General features: G+C 62.8%; 13 protein-coding genes and 3 pseudogenes. 7 read left to right on the forward strand and 9 right to left on the reverse strand.

What is annotated here, in order from left to right:
- The first annotated feature begins 60 nt into the window (after window positions 1-60).
- A complete protein-coding gene (locus ACQVLG_RS28480; protein ID WP_474292029.1) occupies window positions 61-1,020 on the forward strand; it encodes a LysR family transcriptional regulator in 960 nt (319 codons plus the stop codon).
- 3 nt (window positions 1,021-1,023) lie between these two features.
- The gene (motA, locus tag ACQVLG_RS28485; RefSeq protein ID WP_230540519.1) at window positions 1,024-1,887 is read left to right on the forward strand and encodes a flagellar motor stator protein MotA; all 864 of its coding nucleotides are present in this window, start codon (window positions 1,024-1,026) and stop codon (window positions 1,885-1,887) included.
- A gap of 27 nt (window positions 1,888-1,914) precedes the next feature.
- Here the strand turns inward: motA and ACQVLG_RS28490 are convergent.
- Window positions 1,915-2,315 (reverse strand): annotated as a pseudogene (locus tag ACQVLG_RS28490) (VOC family protein).
- 277 nt (window positions 2,316-2,592) lie between these two features.
- On the opposite strand from ACQVLG_RS28490, the gene ACQVLG_RS28495 reads away from it, so the two are divergent.
- Window positions 2,593-4,596, forward strand: a complete 2,004-nt coding sequence (locus ACQVLG_RS28495) for a hypothetical protein (protein WP_474292030.1) — start codon at window positions 2,593-2,595, stop codon at window positions 4,594-4,596.
- Window positions 4,597-4,734: 138 nt separating this feature from the next.
- On the opposite strand, the pseudogene ACQVLG_RS28500 reads toward ACQVLG_RS28495, so the two are convergent.
- A pseudogene (locus tag ACQVLG_RS28500) lies at window positions 4,735-6,381 on the reverse strand (DUF4153 domain-containing protein); the annotation flags it as partial.
- A gap of 272 nt (window positions 6,382-6,653) precedes the next feature.
- Window positions 6,654-7,091: a hypothetical protein gene (locus tag ACQVLG_RS28505; RefSeq protein ID WP_230540511.1), complete on the reverse strand. Its 438-nt coding sequence runs from the start codon at window positions 7,089-7,091 to the stop codon at window positions 6,654-6,656.
- A gap of 83 nt (window positions 7,092-7,174) precedes the next feature.
- Between ACQVLG_RS28505 and ACQVLG_RS28510 the strand changes: the two are divergent.
- The 3 genes and pseudogenes from ACQVLG_RS28510 to ACQVLG_RS28520 form a co-directional block, all read left to right on the forward strand.
- Window positions 7,175-7,350, forward strand: a pseudogene (locus ACQVLG_RS28510) (MerR family transcriptional regulator); the annotation flags it as partial.
- A 6-nt stretch (window positions 7,351-7,356) separates the two neighbouring features.
- Window positions 7,357-7,557 carry a hypothetical protein gene (locus ACQVLG_RS28515; RefSeq protein ID WP_474295835.1) on the forward strand — a complete coding sequence of 67 codons (201 nt, stop codon included), beginning with the start codon at window positions 7,357-7,359 and terminating at the stop codon, window positions 7,555-7,557.
- On the forward strand, window positions 7,544-7,963 hold the full coding sequence (locus tag ACQVLG_RS28520) for a DUF4952 domain-containing protein (protein WP_474292031.1): 420 nt from the start codon (window positions 7,544-7,546) through the stop codon (window positions 7,961-7,963). The genes ACQVLG_RS28515 and ACQVLG_RS28520 overlap by 14 nt, the downstream gene beginning before the upstream one ends.
- 58 nt (window positions 7,964-8,021) lie before the next feature.
- Here ACQVLG_RS28520 and ACQVLG_RS28525 read toward each other — a convergent pair whose 3' ends face one another.
- From ACQVLG_RS28525 to ACQVLG_RS28535, 3 genes are all read right to left on the reverse strand, one after another.
- Complete coding sequence (locus ACQVLG_RS28525) at window positions 8,022-8,663, reverse strand: choice-of-anchor C family protein (RefSeq protein WP_474292032.1); 642 nt, start codon at window positions 8,661-8,663, stop codon at window positions 8,022-8,024.
- Between the two features lie 149 nt (window positions 8,664-8,812).
- Complete coding sequence (gene rraA / locus ACQVLG_RS28530; RefSeq protein ID WP_474292033.1) at window positions 8,813-9,307, reverse strand: ribonuclease E activity regulator RraA; 495 nt, start codon at window positions 9,305-9,307, stop codon at window positions 8,813-8,815.
- A 32-nt stretch (window positions 9,308-9,339) separates the two neighbouring features.
- Window positions 9,340-10,590, reverse strand: a complete 1,251-nt coding sequence (locus ACQVLG_RS28535) for an MFS transporter (protein ID WP_474292034.1) — start codon at window positions 10,588-10,590, stop codon at window positions 9,340-9,342.
- 175 nt (window positions 10,591-10,765) lie between these two features.
- On the opposite strand from ACQVLG_RS28535, the gene ACQVLG_RS28540 reads away from it, so the two are divergent.
- The gene (locus ACQVLG_RS28540; protein WP_474292035.1) at window positions 10,766-11,491 is read left to right on the forward strand and encodes an AraC family transcriptional regulator; all 726 of its coding nucleotides are present in this window, start codon (window positions 10,766-10,768) and stop codon (window positions 11,489-11,491) included.
- On the opposite strand, the gene fliD is transcribed toward ACQVLG_RS28540, so the two are convergent.
- The 3 genes from fliD to radA all read right to left on the reverse strand — a co-directional run bounded on the left by fliD (window position 11,488) and on the right by radA (window position 14,936).
- Entirely contained in the window at window positions 11,488-12,879 is a 1,392-nt protein-coding gene (fliD, locus tag ACQVLG_RS28545; protein WP_474292036.1) for a flagellar filament capping protein FliD, read from the reverse strand. The two genes, ACQVLG_RS28540 and fliD, sit on opposite strands and share 4 nt — an antisense overlap.
- 228 nt (window positions 12,880-13,107) lie before the next feature.
- A complete protein-coding gene (locus tag ACQVLG_RS28550) occupies window positions 13,108-13,428 on the reverse strand; it encodes a PilZ domain-containing protein (RefSeq protein WP_329958063.1) in 321 nt (106 codons plus the stop codon).
- Window positions 13,429-13,559: 131 nt separating this feature from the next.
- Entirely contained in the window at window positions 13,560-14,936 is a 1,377-nt protein-coding gene (gene radA / locus ACQVLG_RS28555; protein ID WP_230540493.1) for a DNA repair protein RadA, read from the reverse strand.
- Window positions 14,937-15,005: the final 69 nt, after the last annotated feature.

The raw sequence follows: 15,005 nt of genomic DNA on the forward strand, positions 1-15,005 counted from the left end.
CCGCGATACGCAGTCGTATAATTGACTGTAATTTAAACCATTCTTCACTTGAAGTTAATAATGAAAAGCGACGCCACCACGGAAATGGCCTTCTTTGTGCTGCTGGCCAAGCTGGGCAGCCTGTCGGCCACGGCGCGCGAGCTGGGCATCACGCCGCCCGCCGTCAGCAAGCGCTTGATGCTGATGGAGCAGCGCCTGGGCGTGCGCCTGCTGAACCGCAGTACGCGCCGCATCAGCCTGACGGGCGATGGCGAAAGCTATCTGCAGCAGGCGCGGCAAATCCTCGACGACATCCGCGCCATGGAAGAATCGCTGGCCAGCGGCGGCGCGGAGCCGCGCGGGTTGCTGCGTGTCAACGCCACCCTGGGTTTCGGGCGCACGGTGATCGCGCCCCTGCTGTCGCAATTCGCGCTGCGCCACCCGCAGCTGGAAGTGCAGCTGCAGCTGACGGACAGCCCCATCAACCTGGTCGAGCAGGCGTACGACCTGGGCATCCGCTTCGGCGACTTGCCCGACACGCGCCTGTCGGCGCGCAAGATCATGTCGAACCGGCGCTTCCTGTGCGCCTCGCCCGCCTACCTGCAGGCGCACGGCACGCCGCAAACGCCCGACGAGCTGGCCCGGCACCGCTGCATCGTGCACCGGCAAAACGACGACGCCTACGGCATCTGGCGCATGAGTAAGGGCCGCGCCACCCATACGGTGAAGGTGCGCGGCACGGTGGCCAGCAACGATGGCGACGTGGTGCTGGGCTGGGCGCTGGACGGCCACGGCATCCTGCTGCGCTCGGAATGGGACCTGGCCCGCTACCTCGACAGCGGCCGCCTGCGCGTGGTGCTGCCCGACTACACGCTGGCGCCGGCCGACCTGTACGCCTACTATCCGAGCCGCCACCAGCTGCCCGCCAAAGTGCGCGCTTTTATCAATTTTCTCGGCCAGCAGCTGCAGCCGAAAGCGGCCACGGCGGCAGAATCGGGTTACACTACAATATTGCGATATGGCAATATTATGAAGGAGTAAGTTTTGCTAGTCATACTCGGATTTCTCGTCGTGCTGTTTTCCGTCTTTGGCGGCTTCGCCATGCAGGGTGGGCATCTGGGCGCCCTGTTCCAGCCGCTGGAATTGCTGATGATCGGCGGCGCCGCGCTGGGCACCTTCTTTGTCGGCAATGACGCCAAGGCCATCCGCGCCACGTTCGCCGCCATTCCCACCCTGTTCCACGGTTCGCAGTACACGAAGGCGCGCTACATGGAGCTGATGGGGCTGATGTATGAAATCCTCAGCAAGATCCGCAAGGAAGGCCTGATGTCGGTCGAGGACGATATCGACGACCCGTACCGCAGTCCCATCTTCGTGAAATACCCGTACACGCTCGGCGACGAGCACATCCTGGAATTCATCACCGATTATCTGCGCCTGATGGTGTCGGGCAATATGGATGCCTACCAGATCGAAAACCTGATGGATAACGAGATCGAGACGCACCATGAGGATGCGGAAATGCCGATCCAGACGATTTCGCAGCTGGCCGACGCCATGCCCGCCTTCGGCATCGTGGCCGCCGTGATGGGCGTCGTGCACACGATGGCCTCCGTCGGCTTGCCGCCGGCCGAGCTGGGCGTGCTGATCGCGCAGGCGCTGGTGGGCACCTTCATCGGCATTTTGCTGGCGTATGGCTTCATCGCGCCGCTGGCCAGCTTGCTGCGCCGCAAGCACCATGAAACGGCAAAGATGTACCAGTGCGTGAAAGTGACCTTATTGGCCAGCCTGAACGGCTACGCGCCGGCGCTGGCCGTGGAATTCGGCCGCAAGGTCATTTCCGCCACGGAACGCCCGTCGTTCAGCGAACTGGAAAACCACGTGCGCCAGGTGCGCACGAAGAACTGATACGGCCAGTTGCCCCTGCCCGGCGCCTCAGGCTTCCGGCGCCGTCCAGACCAGGTTCCACAGGTGGCCATCGATATCCTCGAAGCCCTGGTCATACATGAAGCCATGGTCCTCGGGCGGATGCGGGATGCGGCCGCCGGCGGCCGCGGCCCTGGCGATCAGGCTGTCCACCTCTTCCCGGCTTTCGCAACTGAGGCAAATGACCACTTCGTTGGCTTCCTTCGCATTTGCCACCGGCTTGCCGATCAGGGACTGGAAGAAGGCTTCGGTCGTCAGCATGGCCTGGATGCTGCCGTCGACGATGTTCATGAACGCCGCGTTCTCGCCGCTGAAGCGGGTATCGAAGCTAAAGCCGAGAGCGGAAAAGAAGGCCCTGGATGTCTCTCCAGGTCCTTCACGGGCAGGTTGAGGATGATCTGTTTATTCATGGCGCTTCCTTGCTTCCTGGGTGAAGGTGGAATGGACAACCGGTGCGCACGCCCCCAGCAGCGGGGACGGCATACCAAATTGACACGCTGACGAAAAAATCGTTCCTCTAGAATATCAACAAATTGTGCAAACGTCGCCAAAAGCGCGCTGGATGGCGTGACGCCGTGGCATGGCTGAAGAGCTGGTGCCTGTTGGTGCGCGCCGCACAAATAATTTCTGGCAACGCCATCTTTCAGATACAGTTGTCATTCTGATCAATATGACAAGGATGACGGTATGCACAGCAATACACAGCGGGATCCCGATGCCGCGGCAGCGATGCTGGGCGCGCCGAGTTTGCAACTGAACTCCTTGTCCTGGGCAGCGGCGGGCAGTTTGACCAAGTGGGTCGGCAAGAATGCCGCCAGCGGGATCGTCGGGGCGGCCGCTGGCATGCTGTTCCAGGAATTCCTGGGAGCGGTCGGCATGGGCGGCCCGGACCTGGCTGGCAAGCTGGACGTAATCAGTGACAAGCTGACGGAAGTCCAACGCTCGCTGGACCGGGTCACGTCCATGACCTCGGAAATTCTGTTGAAACTGGACGAGTTGCACAATTTCATGGAAAAGAGCCTGAAGGTGGAAACCTTGCTGGCGGCCATGGGACGCATCGATGTCGCCTATGGCTACGCCGACGCCAGCCTGCTGAAGGCCGATGCCACCGGCGGCGCCATCTCTTTGCGGCTACTGACGGAAAATATGCCGCACTTTCCAGGCATGACGCCGGAATATCTGACGGAAGCGGCCCATGAGTTCGCGTCGTACGTAGCCGATATGCCGGATTGCATCGATACCATCCGCCGGGTCTTGGCGAAAGCGGCATTTGGGCAGGATTCATTGCTCGATCATTGGGCCAAGGAGCTGGCGCAGCAGGTACGCAACAAGAAGATCAGCCGCGAAGCGGCGTATCTGGTGCTCGAGGGATATTTCCTCCAGGCCGTCTCTGTCCAGCTGAAGGGGTTGTGCGTGCATTGCCTGGCACTCAGTACCGACCCATTCGCTGCCAAGCGCATCGAGCAATATCTGCAGCAAAACTTCGGATTGTTGATGCGCGAGCAAACTGAGGCTTATACCGCCGCAGTTGAGGATTTGGTTTTCCTGTCGCTCGATCCCATCATGCGCGCCGGCATGAGGGACATGGGCATGAGCGCACGCGAGTTTCCTGTGCATGTGGACGAGATACTGCTGCGTACCGACTTGCTGTGCGCCGCATTGAATCTGGTGGGCAGAAAGTCGACAGGGCCGCTGGCGGCGTCTCCGCAAGCGGCGATCCAGGGCATTTATGCCCGTTCCCTGTTCCGTCCTTCTGATTTGCGCGATGGCAAAGTCCCGCCCATGGAGGTGCATGGCTACGCACCGGCCCAGGCCGGGCAGCAGCGTCAGGCGCCGTTCGGTTGCCTGGATCTGATCGCCTCCGATGACAGGGCCGTGCTGAGCGATGTAGCGGCGACGCGCGTGACGGTCGCGCGCTACAGATGGCACTTCCCGGCGACTGTGCCCGCAATTGACGTATCGATCGATAGCAGGTTCCGTAGCGCCACGCCGGCGCTGTACCCGGTGTTTGGTGCCGACGAGCCGGTGCTGGCTGTAGGCATCTTTAACGGCAGCCCGCTGTGTCGCGGCGTTCCTGCCAGCGTCCCGCAAAGCCGCAAGTACACGCCATTCCCTACAGGCAATCCGCATGTCACGTATTTTAACGAAGCGCACACGCCCGGCAGACACCCGCTGACCAATGGCGAGGGCGAGGTTACTGAGACGTATTTTCAGGTCCAGAATGCCTACAAGGCAGACGCACAGGAGCACAGTCTGGTAATGCAGCATCTGTTCAGCTACACAGGCCAGGAAATCGACGTCAGGATGCATGCGCAAGTGCTCACCCGATTGCAGGTCGGCCCCCGGGCGGATATGCATCTGGGCGCGGACAGGCATCATTACTCGGTCTTTCACCGCTTGCTGGTGCGGTTTCCCGACGGCACAGACAGGGCAATTTACAATTCGGAAATTGATTTTGATCACGCTGTCGATATACAGCGGGTCCATCATTCCTTCAATAACTTCGTCGATGTGGCGCGCTCGGGCTTGTTCGCCATGGACTTCAAGCTGATTCCTGGCCACTATCACCTGATACTCGACAACGAAACCTACTTTCCACGCGCGGCCAACAAATACAACGGCTGGAATTTAGCCAACCTGGTTTTCAAGCTTGGCGGCGTGGCGCTGGAAATGCGCTACCCGAGCAGTTAGTTGCCACGGGACAACGAACTGCAATGGGAGGCCATGGCGATGGCTGGCGTGGACGGCCGGAACAGCTCGGCGCACGGAGTCATTGCCGCCACCGAAGGCACGCGTTTGCTCCGGCGCGCCAAGTCCCTCCCCCGCCATTTACGGGCCCGGCGCCGTCTCATCCGGGCAGCTGACCTCGTCCTCCTGCGTATACAAAGTCATCGGCACGCGCTGGCCGTCGACTTCCAGCTCACGCACCTTCGGCGGCACCAGCTGGAACTCGCCCGCCTGCAGCTTCTCGCGCAGGGGCTTGCAGCGCAGGGCATCCGTGGGGATTTGCCCGCGCGCAGTCCAGTTGCCATCGTCCTTTTCCGCCAGCAACACCGACGAGGCGCGCGGGTCATTGCTGATCAGTAACACGTCCTGCTTGCCATCGCCATCGAAATCGAGCAGGTAGGCGTCGCACTGCGGCCCTGCCCGCTTCAAGCAGGCGGGCAAACGCCAGGCCGGGCCCACCTGCGTCCAGTCCTGGCGCAGGAAGCTTTCCGGCAGCCTGGCCGTGGCCGGACGCAGGGTCAGGTTGATCGACACGTCGCTCAGCGCGCCCGTCTCGTCGAGGCGGTTCTGGCGCTTGAGCATGGCCTCGGCGCGGGCCCGCACGATGGCCGCGTCGGCGCCCGTCGTGCGTTTGCTCAACTCCTGCAAGGCCGCCTGGCCATAGCGGGCGCCCTGGAAGCGCAGGTATTCGAAATCGAACTTGTCCACGCCCACCTTGCCGCTGTCCAGGCGCGCCATCTGGCTGGCCACGGAAATGCGCGCCGGGTCGGCCAGCGGCGAGAACAGGGCGAACAGCACCAGCAGGGTGACAAAGGCGGTGGCCACGTTGACGTTGGCGATCAGGTGCAGCCAGTCGCCATACTTGCTAGCCGCCCAGGCATAGCCGGCGGCGTAGCAGGTGGCGATCAGCAGGCAGGCGGCGGCGATCAGGCGGTCGGACGTCCAGCCATGCGACATCACGCGCAGGGTCAGCGCATAGATGGCGATGCCCACCACCCACGGCAGTAGCAGGCAGGCCAGGCGCGTGCCCAGGCGGATGCCGCGCGCCACGCCATGGCCCACTTCGCCATTCTGGAAAGCGGCATTGATCAGCACCACCAGCACGCCGGCCATGCCCAGCAGCACGGACGCCGCATGGCGCGTGGCCCACAGGCGCTCGAAGCCGATGAAGGGCAAGGTCAGCAGGAAACCGGACACGAGCACGGCGGCGATCGGCATCAGCCACGACAGCAGCACCAGCAGCAGGGTGCGGATGCCGCGCACGATGGACGGGCGCACGTCGGTGATGTGGATGGCAAAGGAAAACGCGAAGCAGATGACGGGAATCACGAACCAGGCCTGGCCCAGCAGTTTTTTCAGGAAACTCAGTTTAATGAGCAGGAACAGTTGCCCGCCGAGCCACAGCACCAGCCACAGGCCCAGCACGAACAGCAGGGAGAACAGCAATTGAATGCCCAGCTTCCAGGCGATTTCAAAATACGTGGGGTAGTGGGCGATGCGCCGGCCATCCTGGGCGCTGGCCAGCACCAGCGCATGGGCGATATAGAATCCCACGACGCAAAAGCCGAACAGCTGGGCGGAAATGACGCGCAGCGGCGCGCCCGGCTTGTAGTTGCCCCAGATGACGTGTTCGGCGCCGCGCGCCACGTCGTGCCAGGCCAGCACGGCCAGCACGACGGCCGCGCCCGCCATCCACAGGCCGATGCGCTTCGCCGACATATGGCCCAGGCTGGAGACCAGCAGGATGGGCAACAGCAAACTGATCAGCATCAACGGCCCCAGCAGGTAGGCTTCCGTGGCGGGCCACACCTTGTCCTGGGCCGTGCTGTACAGCCAGTACAGCAGCAAGCCTTGCAGCAGGCCCGTCACCAGGCGCGTCACCGCGATGCGCGGTGCCACCACCGGATCGAGCAAAGCCATGTTTTTTCCTGCGGCATCCTGCTGCATAATCATTCCCTTAGAGTCGTTCATTGCAGTCATTGTTGCACTGCGAGCACGGCCATTATTGCATTTCGTTATCGTCATCTCAACAGCGATTCGCGCGCAAGCCCTTCCCGTGCGCCCTCGCTGCGGCGCAAGGGCAGGCTTTGCGCGAGGCCCCAGGCCAGTTCCGGCACGAGGAACAGCCACAGCAGGGGCTGGCCCGTGACCAGCAAGGCCCACGCCATCCAGGTGGAAAACAGGTAGCGCGCCGCCGCGTCGTAGCGGCCGAAGCGCGGCTGCGGGTCGAGCATGCGCAGCACCGACCAGACCATCACCACGCTGCCAAACAAGCTGCCGATGAGCACATGAAACGGTTCGAAGGCGGGCAACGGCATGCCGCCGAGCGACACATTGACGGCGCTCAAGTGCTCGCGCAGCAGCAAAAACGTCCACGGCGTGGTAAACGGGGCCGTCATGAGCACATCATAAATGGCGCTGGCGCGCACCACGCGGCGGAAGGCGGAAACGGACAACATGGGAAACTCCTGTCAGTGGAAAGCGCCCATGATCAAGGCTGGAGTACACTCCATGGTCAAGCATTTTATGAAAGAAAAGAACCATGCAGATCGGCGAGATGGCGCAGGCGACGGGCTTGAGCCGCGATACCCTGCGCTTCTATGAAAAGCGGGGCTTGCTGCGCGCGCGCGCGCGGCGAACGGCTACCGCGACTACCCGCCCGAGGCGGCCGACTGGCTGCGCTACCTGCGCACGGCGCAGCAGCTGGGCTTTACCCTGGCGGAAATCGAGGCCGACATGCCGCTGCTGGCGGCCGCCGGCGATCCCGCCACGGCGGACCTGCTGCGCGCGGCGCTGGCGCGCAAGCTGGGCGAGATCGATGCGCGCATAGCCGGCTTGACGCAGTTGCGCGGCGAACTGGTGCTGCGTATGGGGCCGCAAGCGGCCGCGTGTCCATTGCGCGGAGATGCCGATGCGAATCACTAAACTGCTGCCGTGGCTCTTCCTGCTGGGCGCGGGCGGCGCGCAGGGCGCCGAACTGGCCTGCGGCGACTTCCTGTCCCGGCTGGGCCAGAAACCCGCCTACATCGTCTACCAGGGTTGCCAGCAAAACAGGGAACGCCAGGACCAGCCGTTCGAGGCGCGCTACCAGGTGGATGGCAAGCATGCGCGGCAGGCGGAAGCCTACCTGCGGCGTACGTATGGCTTGCCCAGGCTCAAGCGCTATTGCTGCGTCTGGGACAGCACGCCCCACTCCTGGCGCGACCGCCGCACGGGCTACAGCTATATATTCGGCATGGCCACGGGCGAAACGCTGGTCAGGACGCGCGACGCCTGGCCGCAGATCGAGCGCTTTGTCGTGCTGGTCGACGGCTACGCGCAAGATCCCTGACGTAAAAAAACCGCCTGTGCATGGCAGCAGGCGGTTTTGCTTTGTGACAAGGCCGGCCTTACTTGGCGGCCTTGCGGCGGCGCAGGAAACCCATCAGGCCCAGGCCCGCCAGCAGCATGGCGTAGGTTTCCGGTTCCGGCACGGCGGCCATCACGGACACATTGTCGATCACGGCGCCCGAGTAATTGTCAAACGGCGTGCCAGCCTTGGCGGCGCTGGCAAACGACAGGGTCGCCAGGCCGGTGGCAGCAGCCGTGAAGCTCAGGGTGTTGCTGTACAAAGTGTTCGAGGCGGCAGCCGTCGAGTAGAAATCCTGCGCTACGCCACCAAAATTGACGGCCACGCCCTGGCCTGCGGGGCCGCCGGAATTGCGCGCCATGTCAAAGCTCAGGCTGTAGGTCTGGCCGGCGACGACATTGAAACTTTGCGACAGGAAACCCGGACCTGGCGTACCCAGCAAATCAATGCTGTAGCCGTTGATGGCATTGTAGGCATTGCGGATCAGGTCGACGGAACTGGCGCCCACGGTCCAGCCCGTGATGGCCGACGAGCCGCTATTGACGACCTTAAAGCCGCTGTCGAAGGTATAGCCGGAAGCAACCGTTTCAAAATTGCCATTCGTAATCAGATTGACGGGACTGGCGCTGGCGCTGCCGGCAGCAAACAGGGCGACAACTGCGGCGATGGTGGCGATTTTCATGTGTTGATTTCCTTGCCTTAGTGGCATTAAAGTTACCTTAAGTGAAATCATATCCCAGCCATGATGAAAATCAAAGAACTTTGCAAAAATATATTTAATATGGATATTTTGCAACGTTTCCAGACTCCCCTCCATCCGAGGGCGATAGTTCAATCGAGTTCCTGGCGCGCCACCAGAATGCCGTCCGCATCGGCGTAGATCCAGTCGCCCGGATGCACGGCCACGCCGCTGATCTGCACGCGCACGTCGCGCTGTCCGGCGCCCGTCTTGTTGCTCTTGCGCGGATGCGTGGCCAGGGCGCGCACGCCGATCTGGCAGACATTGATTTCCTCGCTGTCGCGGATGCAGCCATCGACGATGATGCCGGCCCAGCCGTTGCTTTCGGCCAACACGCCCAGCTGGCCGCCCACCAGCGCGCGGCGCAGGCTGCCGCCGCCATCGATCACCAGCACGCGGCCCTGGCCCGGCGTTTCCAGGGTGCTGCGCACGAGCGCGTTGTCCTCGAACACGTGCAAGGTGGCGGCGGGGCCGCTGAAGCGCAAGCGCTGGCCAAAGGCGCGGTACACGGGCGGCAGCACGGCCAGGGTGCCCTCGTCCAGCATGGCTGCATGGTCGTCGCACAGATCGGTGGTGGCAAAGGTCATGGGAACTCCTTTAGTGGCAGATGGCAACGATTCTATGCCTTTTGCAGCGCGGCGGCGCGTGTTTTGCCGCCCACGCCCACGGCCGTGGCAATCGCCAGGGCCTGGAATACGCCGATGAAGACGAACAGCAGGGCCGGATGGTCGCCATCCATCAGCGCGCCAAAGAACAAAGGCCCCACGGCCAGGCCGCTGTCGAGGCCCGAATACACGACGCCATACACGCGGCCCGTCGCATTCTTCGGCGCCGCCGCGCGTATCATCAGGTCGCGCGACGGTCCCGCCACGCCCGAGGTCAGGCCGATGGCGCCCATCAGCACCACGGCGCCCCAGGCCGGCACGACGGCCATGGCCAGCAGCACGGCCAGCAGCGCGGCGGCGGAAAAGGCGATCGCCACGTTGCGGTCAGGATGCTGGCTGCGCGCGCCCACCACGCCGCCGGCCAGCATGCCCACGGCCGAGGCCAGCATATAGGCCGTGTAGGCGCTCGTCGCCAAGGCCAGGCTCATGCCGTACAGCTTGACGAGGGCCACGCTGGCAAAGCTCTGGATGCCGCCCAGGGCGATGGCCGTGATGAAGAAGAAGGCAAAGCACATCCACACGGCCGGCAGGCGCAGGAAGTCCAGGGTGCCTTCGCCGCCGCCCGCCTGGCCCGGCGCCGCCTTTTTGACTGGCTCGGGACGGATGGCGTGGCGGTTCAGGAACAGGATCAGCAGCACGCCGAACGGCAGCACGGCCGCGCATTGCAGCGCGATTCGCCAGTCGTAATGGGTGGCGACATAGGTCATGAACAGCGGAGCCAGGGCCCAGCCGATGTTGCCGCTGATGCCATGCACGGAAAAGCCGTAAGCCACGCGGGCCGCCGAAACGCGCTGGTTGAGGATGGTGTAGTCGGCCGGATGGAACACGCTGTTGCCCATGCCGGCCAGCATGGCACCCAGCATCAGCGCCGCATAGCTGTGCGCGCTGGACAGGGCCAGCGCCGACACGCCCAGCAGAAAGACGCCGGAAAACAGCACGGCGCGGGCCCCGAAGCGGTCGACGACAAAGCCGGCCAGCGCCTGCCCCACGCCCGAAATGATGAAAAATACCGTCATCAGCAAGCCCAGTTCCGCATACGACAGGCCGAAGGCGGGCTTCAGCCAGACGAACAGGGCCGCCAGGATCAGGTGGTAAAAGTGCGAAATGCCATGCGCCAGCCCCACCAGGGCGATGACGCGCGCATCGCTGCGCAAGGTTGGCGGTGACAGCGGTGGCAACTGCCCTGCCGAGTTAGTTGTTATCATGTCATACCCTGTCTTATACTGGTGAAGCTCAAGTGTATGCAAAATACCATCGTCTGTTTTCCGACAGAACGACATAATTTATCGAATTAAGGCCAAGCTGATGGGTGTACCTATCCTCCACCATACCCGCATGTGTCCGCCAAGGGAGGCGCCCAGTGCGACCATCCCCGTGACCATGGTCGCGCGCGACCTGCAACCCGATGAATTTTTGTTGCCGCACAGCCACCCCTGGGGCCAGGTCACGATGGCGCTCGAAGGCGTGCTGCGCATTACCGCCAACAACAGCAGCTGGGTGCTGCCGCCCATGCGCGCCATCTGGATCGCGCCGAACGTCGAGCATGCCGTCACGATACTGGAAAAAACCCGCTTGCGCCCCCTGTGCATCCATGCCGCGCGCGCGCCCTTTGCGGGCCAGGACTGCAAGGTGCTGGAAGTGTCGAATTTGCTGCGCCAGCTGATCATGGCGCTGGAACAGCTGGACCCGGGCCAGGAACCGGCGCGCGAGGCCTTGCTGGCCGAACTGATACTCGATGAATTGAAACGTTCGGACACGCGGCCCATCCGTGTGCCCTTGCCCAGCGACAAGCGCTTAAAAACCCTGTGCGACAGCCTGATCGACAAGCCGGGCCTGAACCTGACGCTGGAACACTGGGCGCAGCAGGTCGGCGCCTCGGAGCGTACCCTGGCGCGGCTGTTCGAACGGGAGTTGGGCATGAGTTTTGGCCAGTGGCGCCAGCAAGTGCGCCTGGCGCACGCGGCACCGCTGATCGCGCGCGGCGTGCCGCTGTCGCAGGTGGCCGAAGAGCTGGGCTACGCCAGCCAGTCGGCCTTTTCCGCCATGTTCAAGAAGACTTTCGGCAGTTCGCCATCGGCCTTCTTTGCTCAGGGCGAGCGCTCTTAGGCCATGAAGTCGAAGAGCGAATTTTTACCGGTATAACCCGGCAAGGCCGAGTTCGTGCCCATCTGTTCCTGCGCCGAATACGCCTTCACCAGCGCCTGCGCCTGGGCCGTCAGCGCCTTGGCCAGCACGGCCTTCTTGTTGGTGAGCGTCGTGATGTCCTTGCCGACCGTTTGCACTTCCTTGCGGATGATGCTCGTCTCGCCCGTCAATTCGCTGATCTTGCTGGCGAACTGGTCCGCCACGCCCTTGCCGTTATTGGTAAACATCTTGCTGACGGCGTCGGGATCGGGATCGGCCGCGATGGCCGCCTTGAGCTTTTTATCGTCGAGCACCAGCTCGCCGCTCTTGCCCAGGGTCACGCCGGCGCTGCTCAGCACCGACGATGGCACGCCCGTGCTGGCCGTGCGCAGCACTTGCTCCATCTGCGAACGCACTTGCCCCAGCGCCGTGTCGGATTTCAAATCGCCCTGCTGCAGGCTCTGCAGCTTGCTGTTGAGTTCATTGTAGGCCGTGACGAAGCTGGCCACGTTGGTGGCGATCTGGCTGCTGTCCTTGGCGATGACGAGGTCGGTCGTGCCCTTTTTCTTCAATTCGATGGTGGCGCCCTCGACGGCCGTCGTCAGGGTATTCGTGGCGCTCTTGATGTCCTTGCCGTCGACGGTCAGCAGCGCATCCTGCGCGGCGGCCGTCTGCTGCAGGCCCTTGCCGGCGCCGGGCGCGTAGGACAGCAGATTGCTGACGGCCGCGTCGCCGGAGACGCTGATGCGCATGCTGCTGTCGGCGCCGCTCTTGCCATTGATGGCCAGCGAATAGCCATCGGTGCCCTTGACCACGCTGGCATCGATGCCCTGCTGCTTGAGCGCGGCGGCGATGCCGTCGAGGCTATTGTTGCTGCTGTCGATGGTCAGCGCAATGATCTTGCCGCTGCCGGGCGTAAATTGCTTGCCGTCAGCCGTGCCCACTTCGATCTTGACCAGCGCCGGCGCGCCCGTGCCGATGGCGGCGCTCGACGATTTCTGCGTGCCGCTCTGCAGGGTCTGCCCTTGCGCCAGCTGCTTGACATTCAGTTCATGGCTGCCGCTGGCGGCCTTGTCGGTGGTGGTGGCGCTCAGCACATCCTTGCTGCTCGACGTGGCCGAGGTGGCCAGGCCGCTGCCGGCCATGTTCTTGGCCACGGTCTGGAATTTCGCCAGCGCCGATTGCAGCTGGCCCAGGCCGGAGAATTTGGCCTGGTCGCGCGCCAGGCTGGCGTTCAGCTTGACGACGCCCGTGTTCTGCGACTGCATCTGGCGCTCCACCTTCGCATACACATCGGCCGAAATATTGCCCTGCGTCGTCTGCTGCGTGTTGTTGGTGTAAGCCCTGCTGTTGATGGTCGAATTAAACATGGTAGGCGTTCCCGTCGGGTGTAAGGTCATGGCACACGGTTCAGGTCGTGACCGTGCTGCGCTGGAAACGGACGGCAGGCGCGCGTGGCGCGGCAAGGCCCCTCTTCTGGTTGATAATTATGCAGTATTACCGGAATATCAAAACAGCGAACAGAACAGGTTTTTCCTGACTGCAAACCCATATGCACCATTTTAGCGCATTTCATTTGCAGCCGATCTTGTCTCGTTTCAGCGCATGAATTTCGAGATGGCGCTGCTGACGGCCATGTCCAGCTTCAGGAAAGTGAGTCCCACCTTGAAACCTGCACTGCTGAAAATGCAGTGCGATACGGATACGCGCGCCTCGATGATGTGCGCCGCGCCATCGTAAAACAGCTCGAACAGCACCTTGCCCTGCTTGCCTGTCGGCACCGGTTCCGCGATGACGGCCGCCATGCCGCCCGGCCCCACATCGAGGGTGCGCGCCGCCACGGGACCCGCGCCATCCATTACCAACATTGCCTTGGCACGCAATATCTTGCGTGCGCCCTGCCTTTGCTCAACTGACACTGTATTCCGCTTCTCTATCAATTCATGGTCGATGCGAACTCGCTGCGCGAATTCATCGGACAAATATTATAGTTCTAAACGGAAATTTTGTTTGACTTGTCTCAAGCTTGGCATTTAAACCATACCAACTTTTACTCCAGATCGCGCAATTTATTAAACGCTTCGTCGATGCGCTCGACGCCGATGACCTTGAGACCCTCGATGACTTGCTTGGGCAGGTTGGACTTGGGCACCACGGCCAGGGTAAAGCCCAGCTTGGCCGCTTCGCGCAGGCGCTCCTGGCCCCGCGGCGCGGGACGGATTTCGCCGGCCAGCCCCACTTCCCCGAATACCACAAGTCCCCGCGGCAGAGGTTTGTTGCGCATCGACGAGTTAATCGCCAGCAACACGGCCAGGTCGGCCGCCGGCTCCGTGATCTTGACGCCGCCGACGGCGTTGATGAAGACGTCCTGGTCGAAGGCGGCGATGCCCGCATGGCGGTGCGCCACGGCCAGCAGCATGGCCAGGCGGTTCTGCTCCAGGCCGACGGACAGCCGGCGCGCATTCGGCAAGTGGCTCGTGTCGACGAGGGCCTGGATTTCCACCAGCAAGGGGCGCGTGCCTTCCTGCGTCACCATCACGCACGAGCCGGGCACCTGGTTGTCGTGCTGCGACAGGAACAGCGCGGACGGGTTCGACACCCCTTTCAAGCCCTTTTCCGTCATGGCGAACACGCCCAGTTCATTGACAGCGCCGAAACGGTTCTTGATGGCGCGCACCAGGCGGAAGCTGGAATGGGCGTCGCCCTCGAAATACAGCACCGTGTCGACGATGTGCTCGAGCACGCGGGGACCGGCCAGCGCGCCCTCTTTCGTCACGTGGCCGACCAAAATGATGGTCACGCCCGTCTGCTTGGCCGCCCGCGTCAGCTGCGCCGCGCATTCGCGCACTTGCGCCACGGAACCGGGCGCCGAACTGAGGGCGTCCGAATACACGGTCTGGATCGAATCGATGACGACCACTTCCGGTTTTAAATCGGCCAGGGTGGCGAGAATCTTCTCAAGTTGGATCTCCGCCTGCAATTTCAGTTCCTTGGCGTCGATGACGAGGCGCTTGGCGCGCAGGGCGATCTGCGCGCCCGATTCCTCGCCGCTGACATACAGCACGCGCTTGTGGTGCGACATATTCGCCAGCGCCTGCAGCAGCAGGGTCGACTTGCCGATGCCGGGATCGCCGCCGATCAGCACGACGCCGCCCGCCACCATGCCGCCACCGAGCACGCGGTCGAATTCCTCGATGCCCGTGCCGAAGCGGGGCACGTCGATGGCGTCGATATCGTCGAGCGACAGCACGGGCGCCGTCTGCGCCAGCGACATGTGCTGCGGGTTCGAATAGCGGTTGTTGCCGCCCGTCTCGGGCAGGGTTTCCACCATGGTATTCCACTGGTTGCACGAGGTGCATTGCCCCATCCATTTGTTGCTGATGGCGCCGCAATCGCTGCAGGTGTAGATGGTCTTGACTTTTGCCATGGTGTGCTTTGCCCGGGTAAGGTAAAAATGCTGTTTATATATACAGTATATACAAACCGCGCTTGCGCG

It is taken from the genome of Janthinobacterium sp. TPC_1, assembly GCF_056037845.1.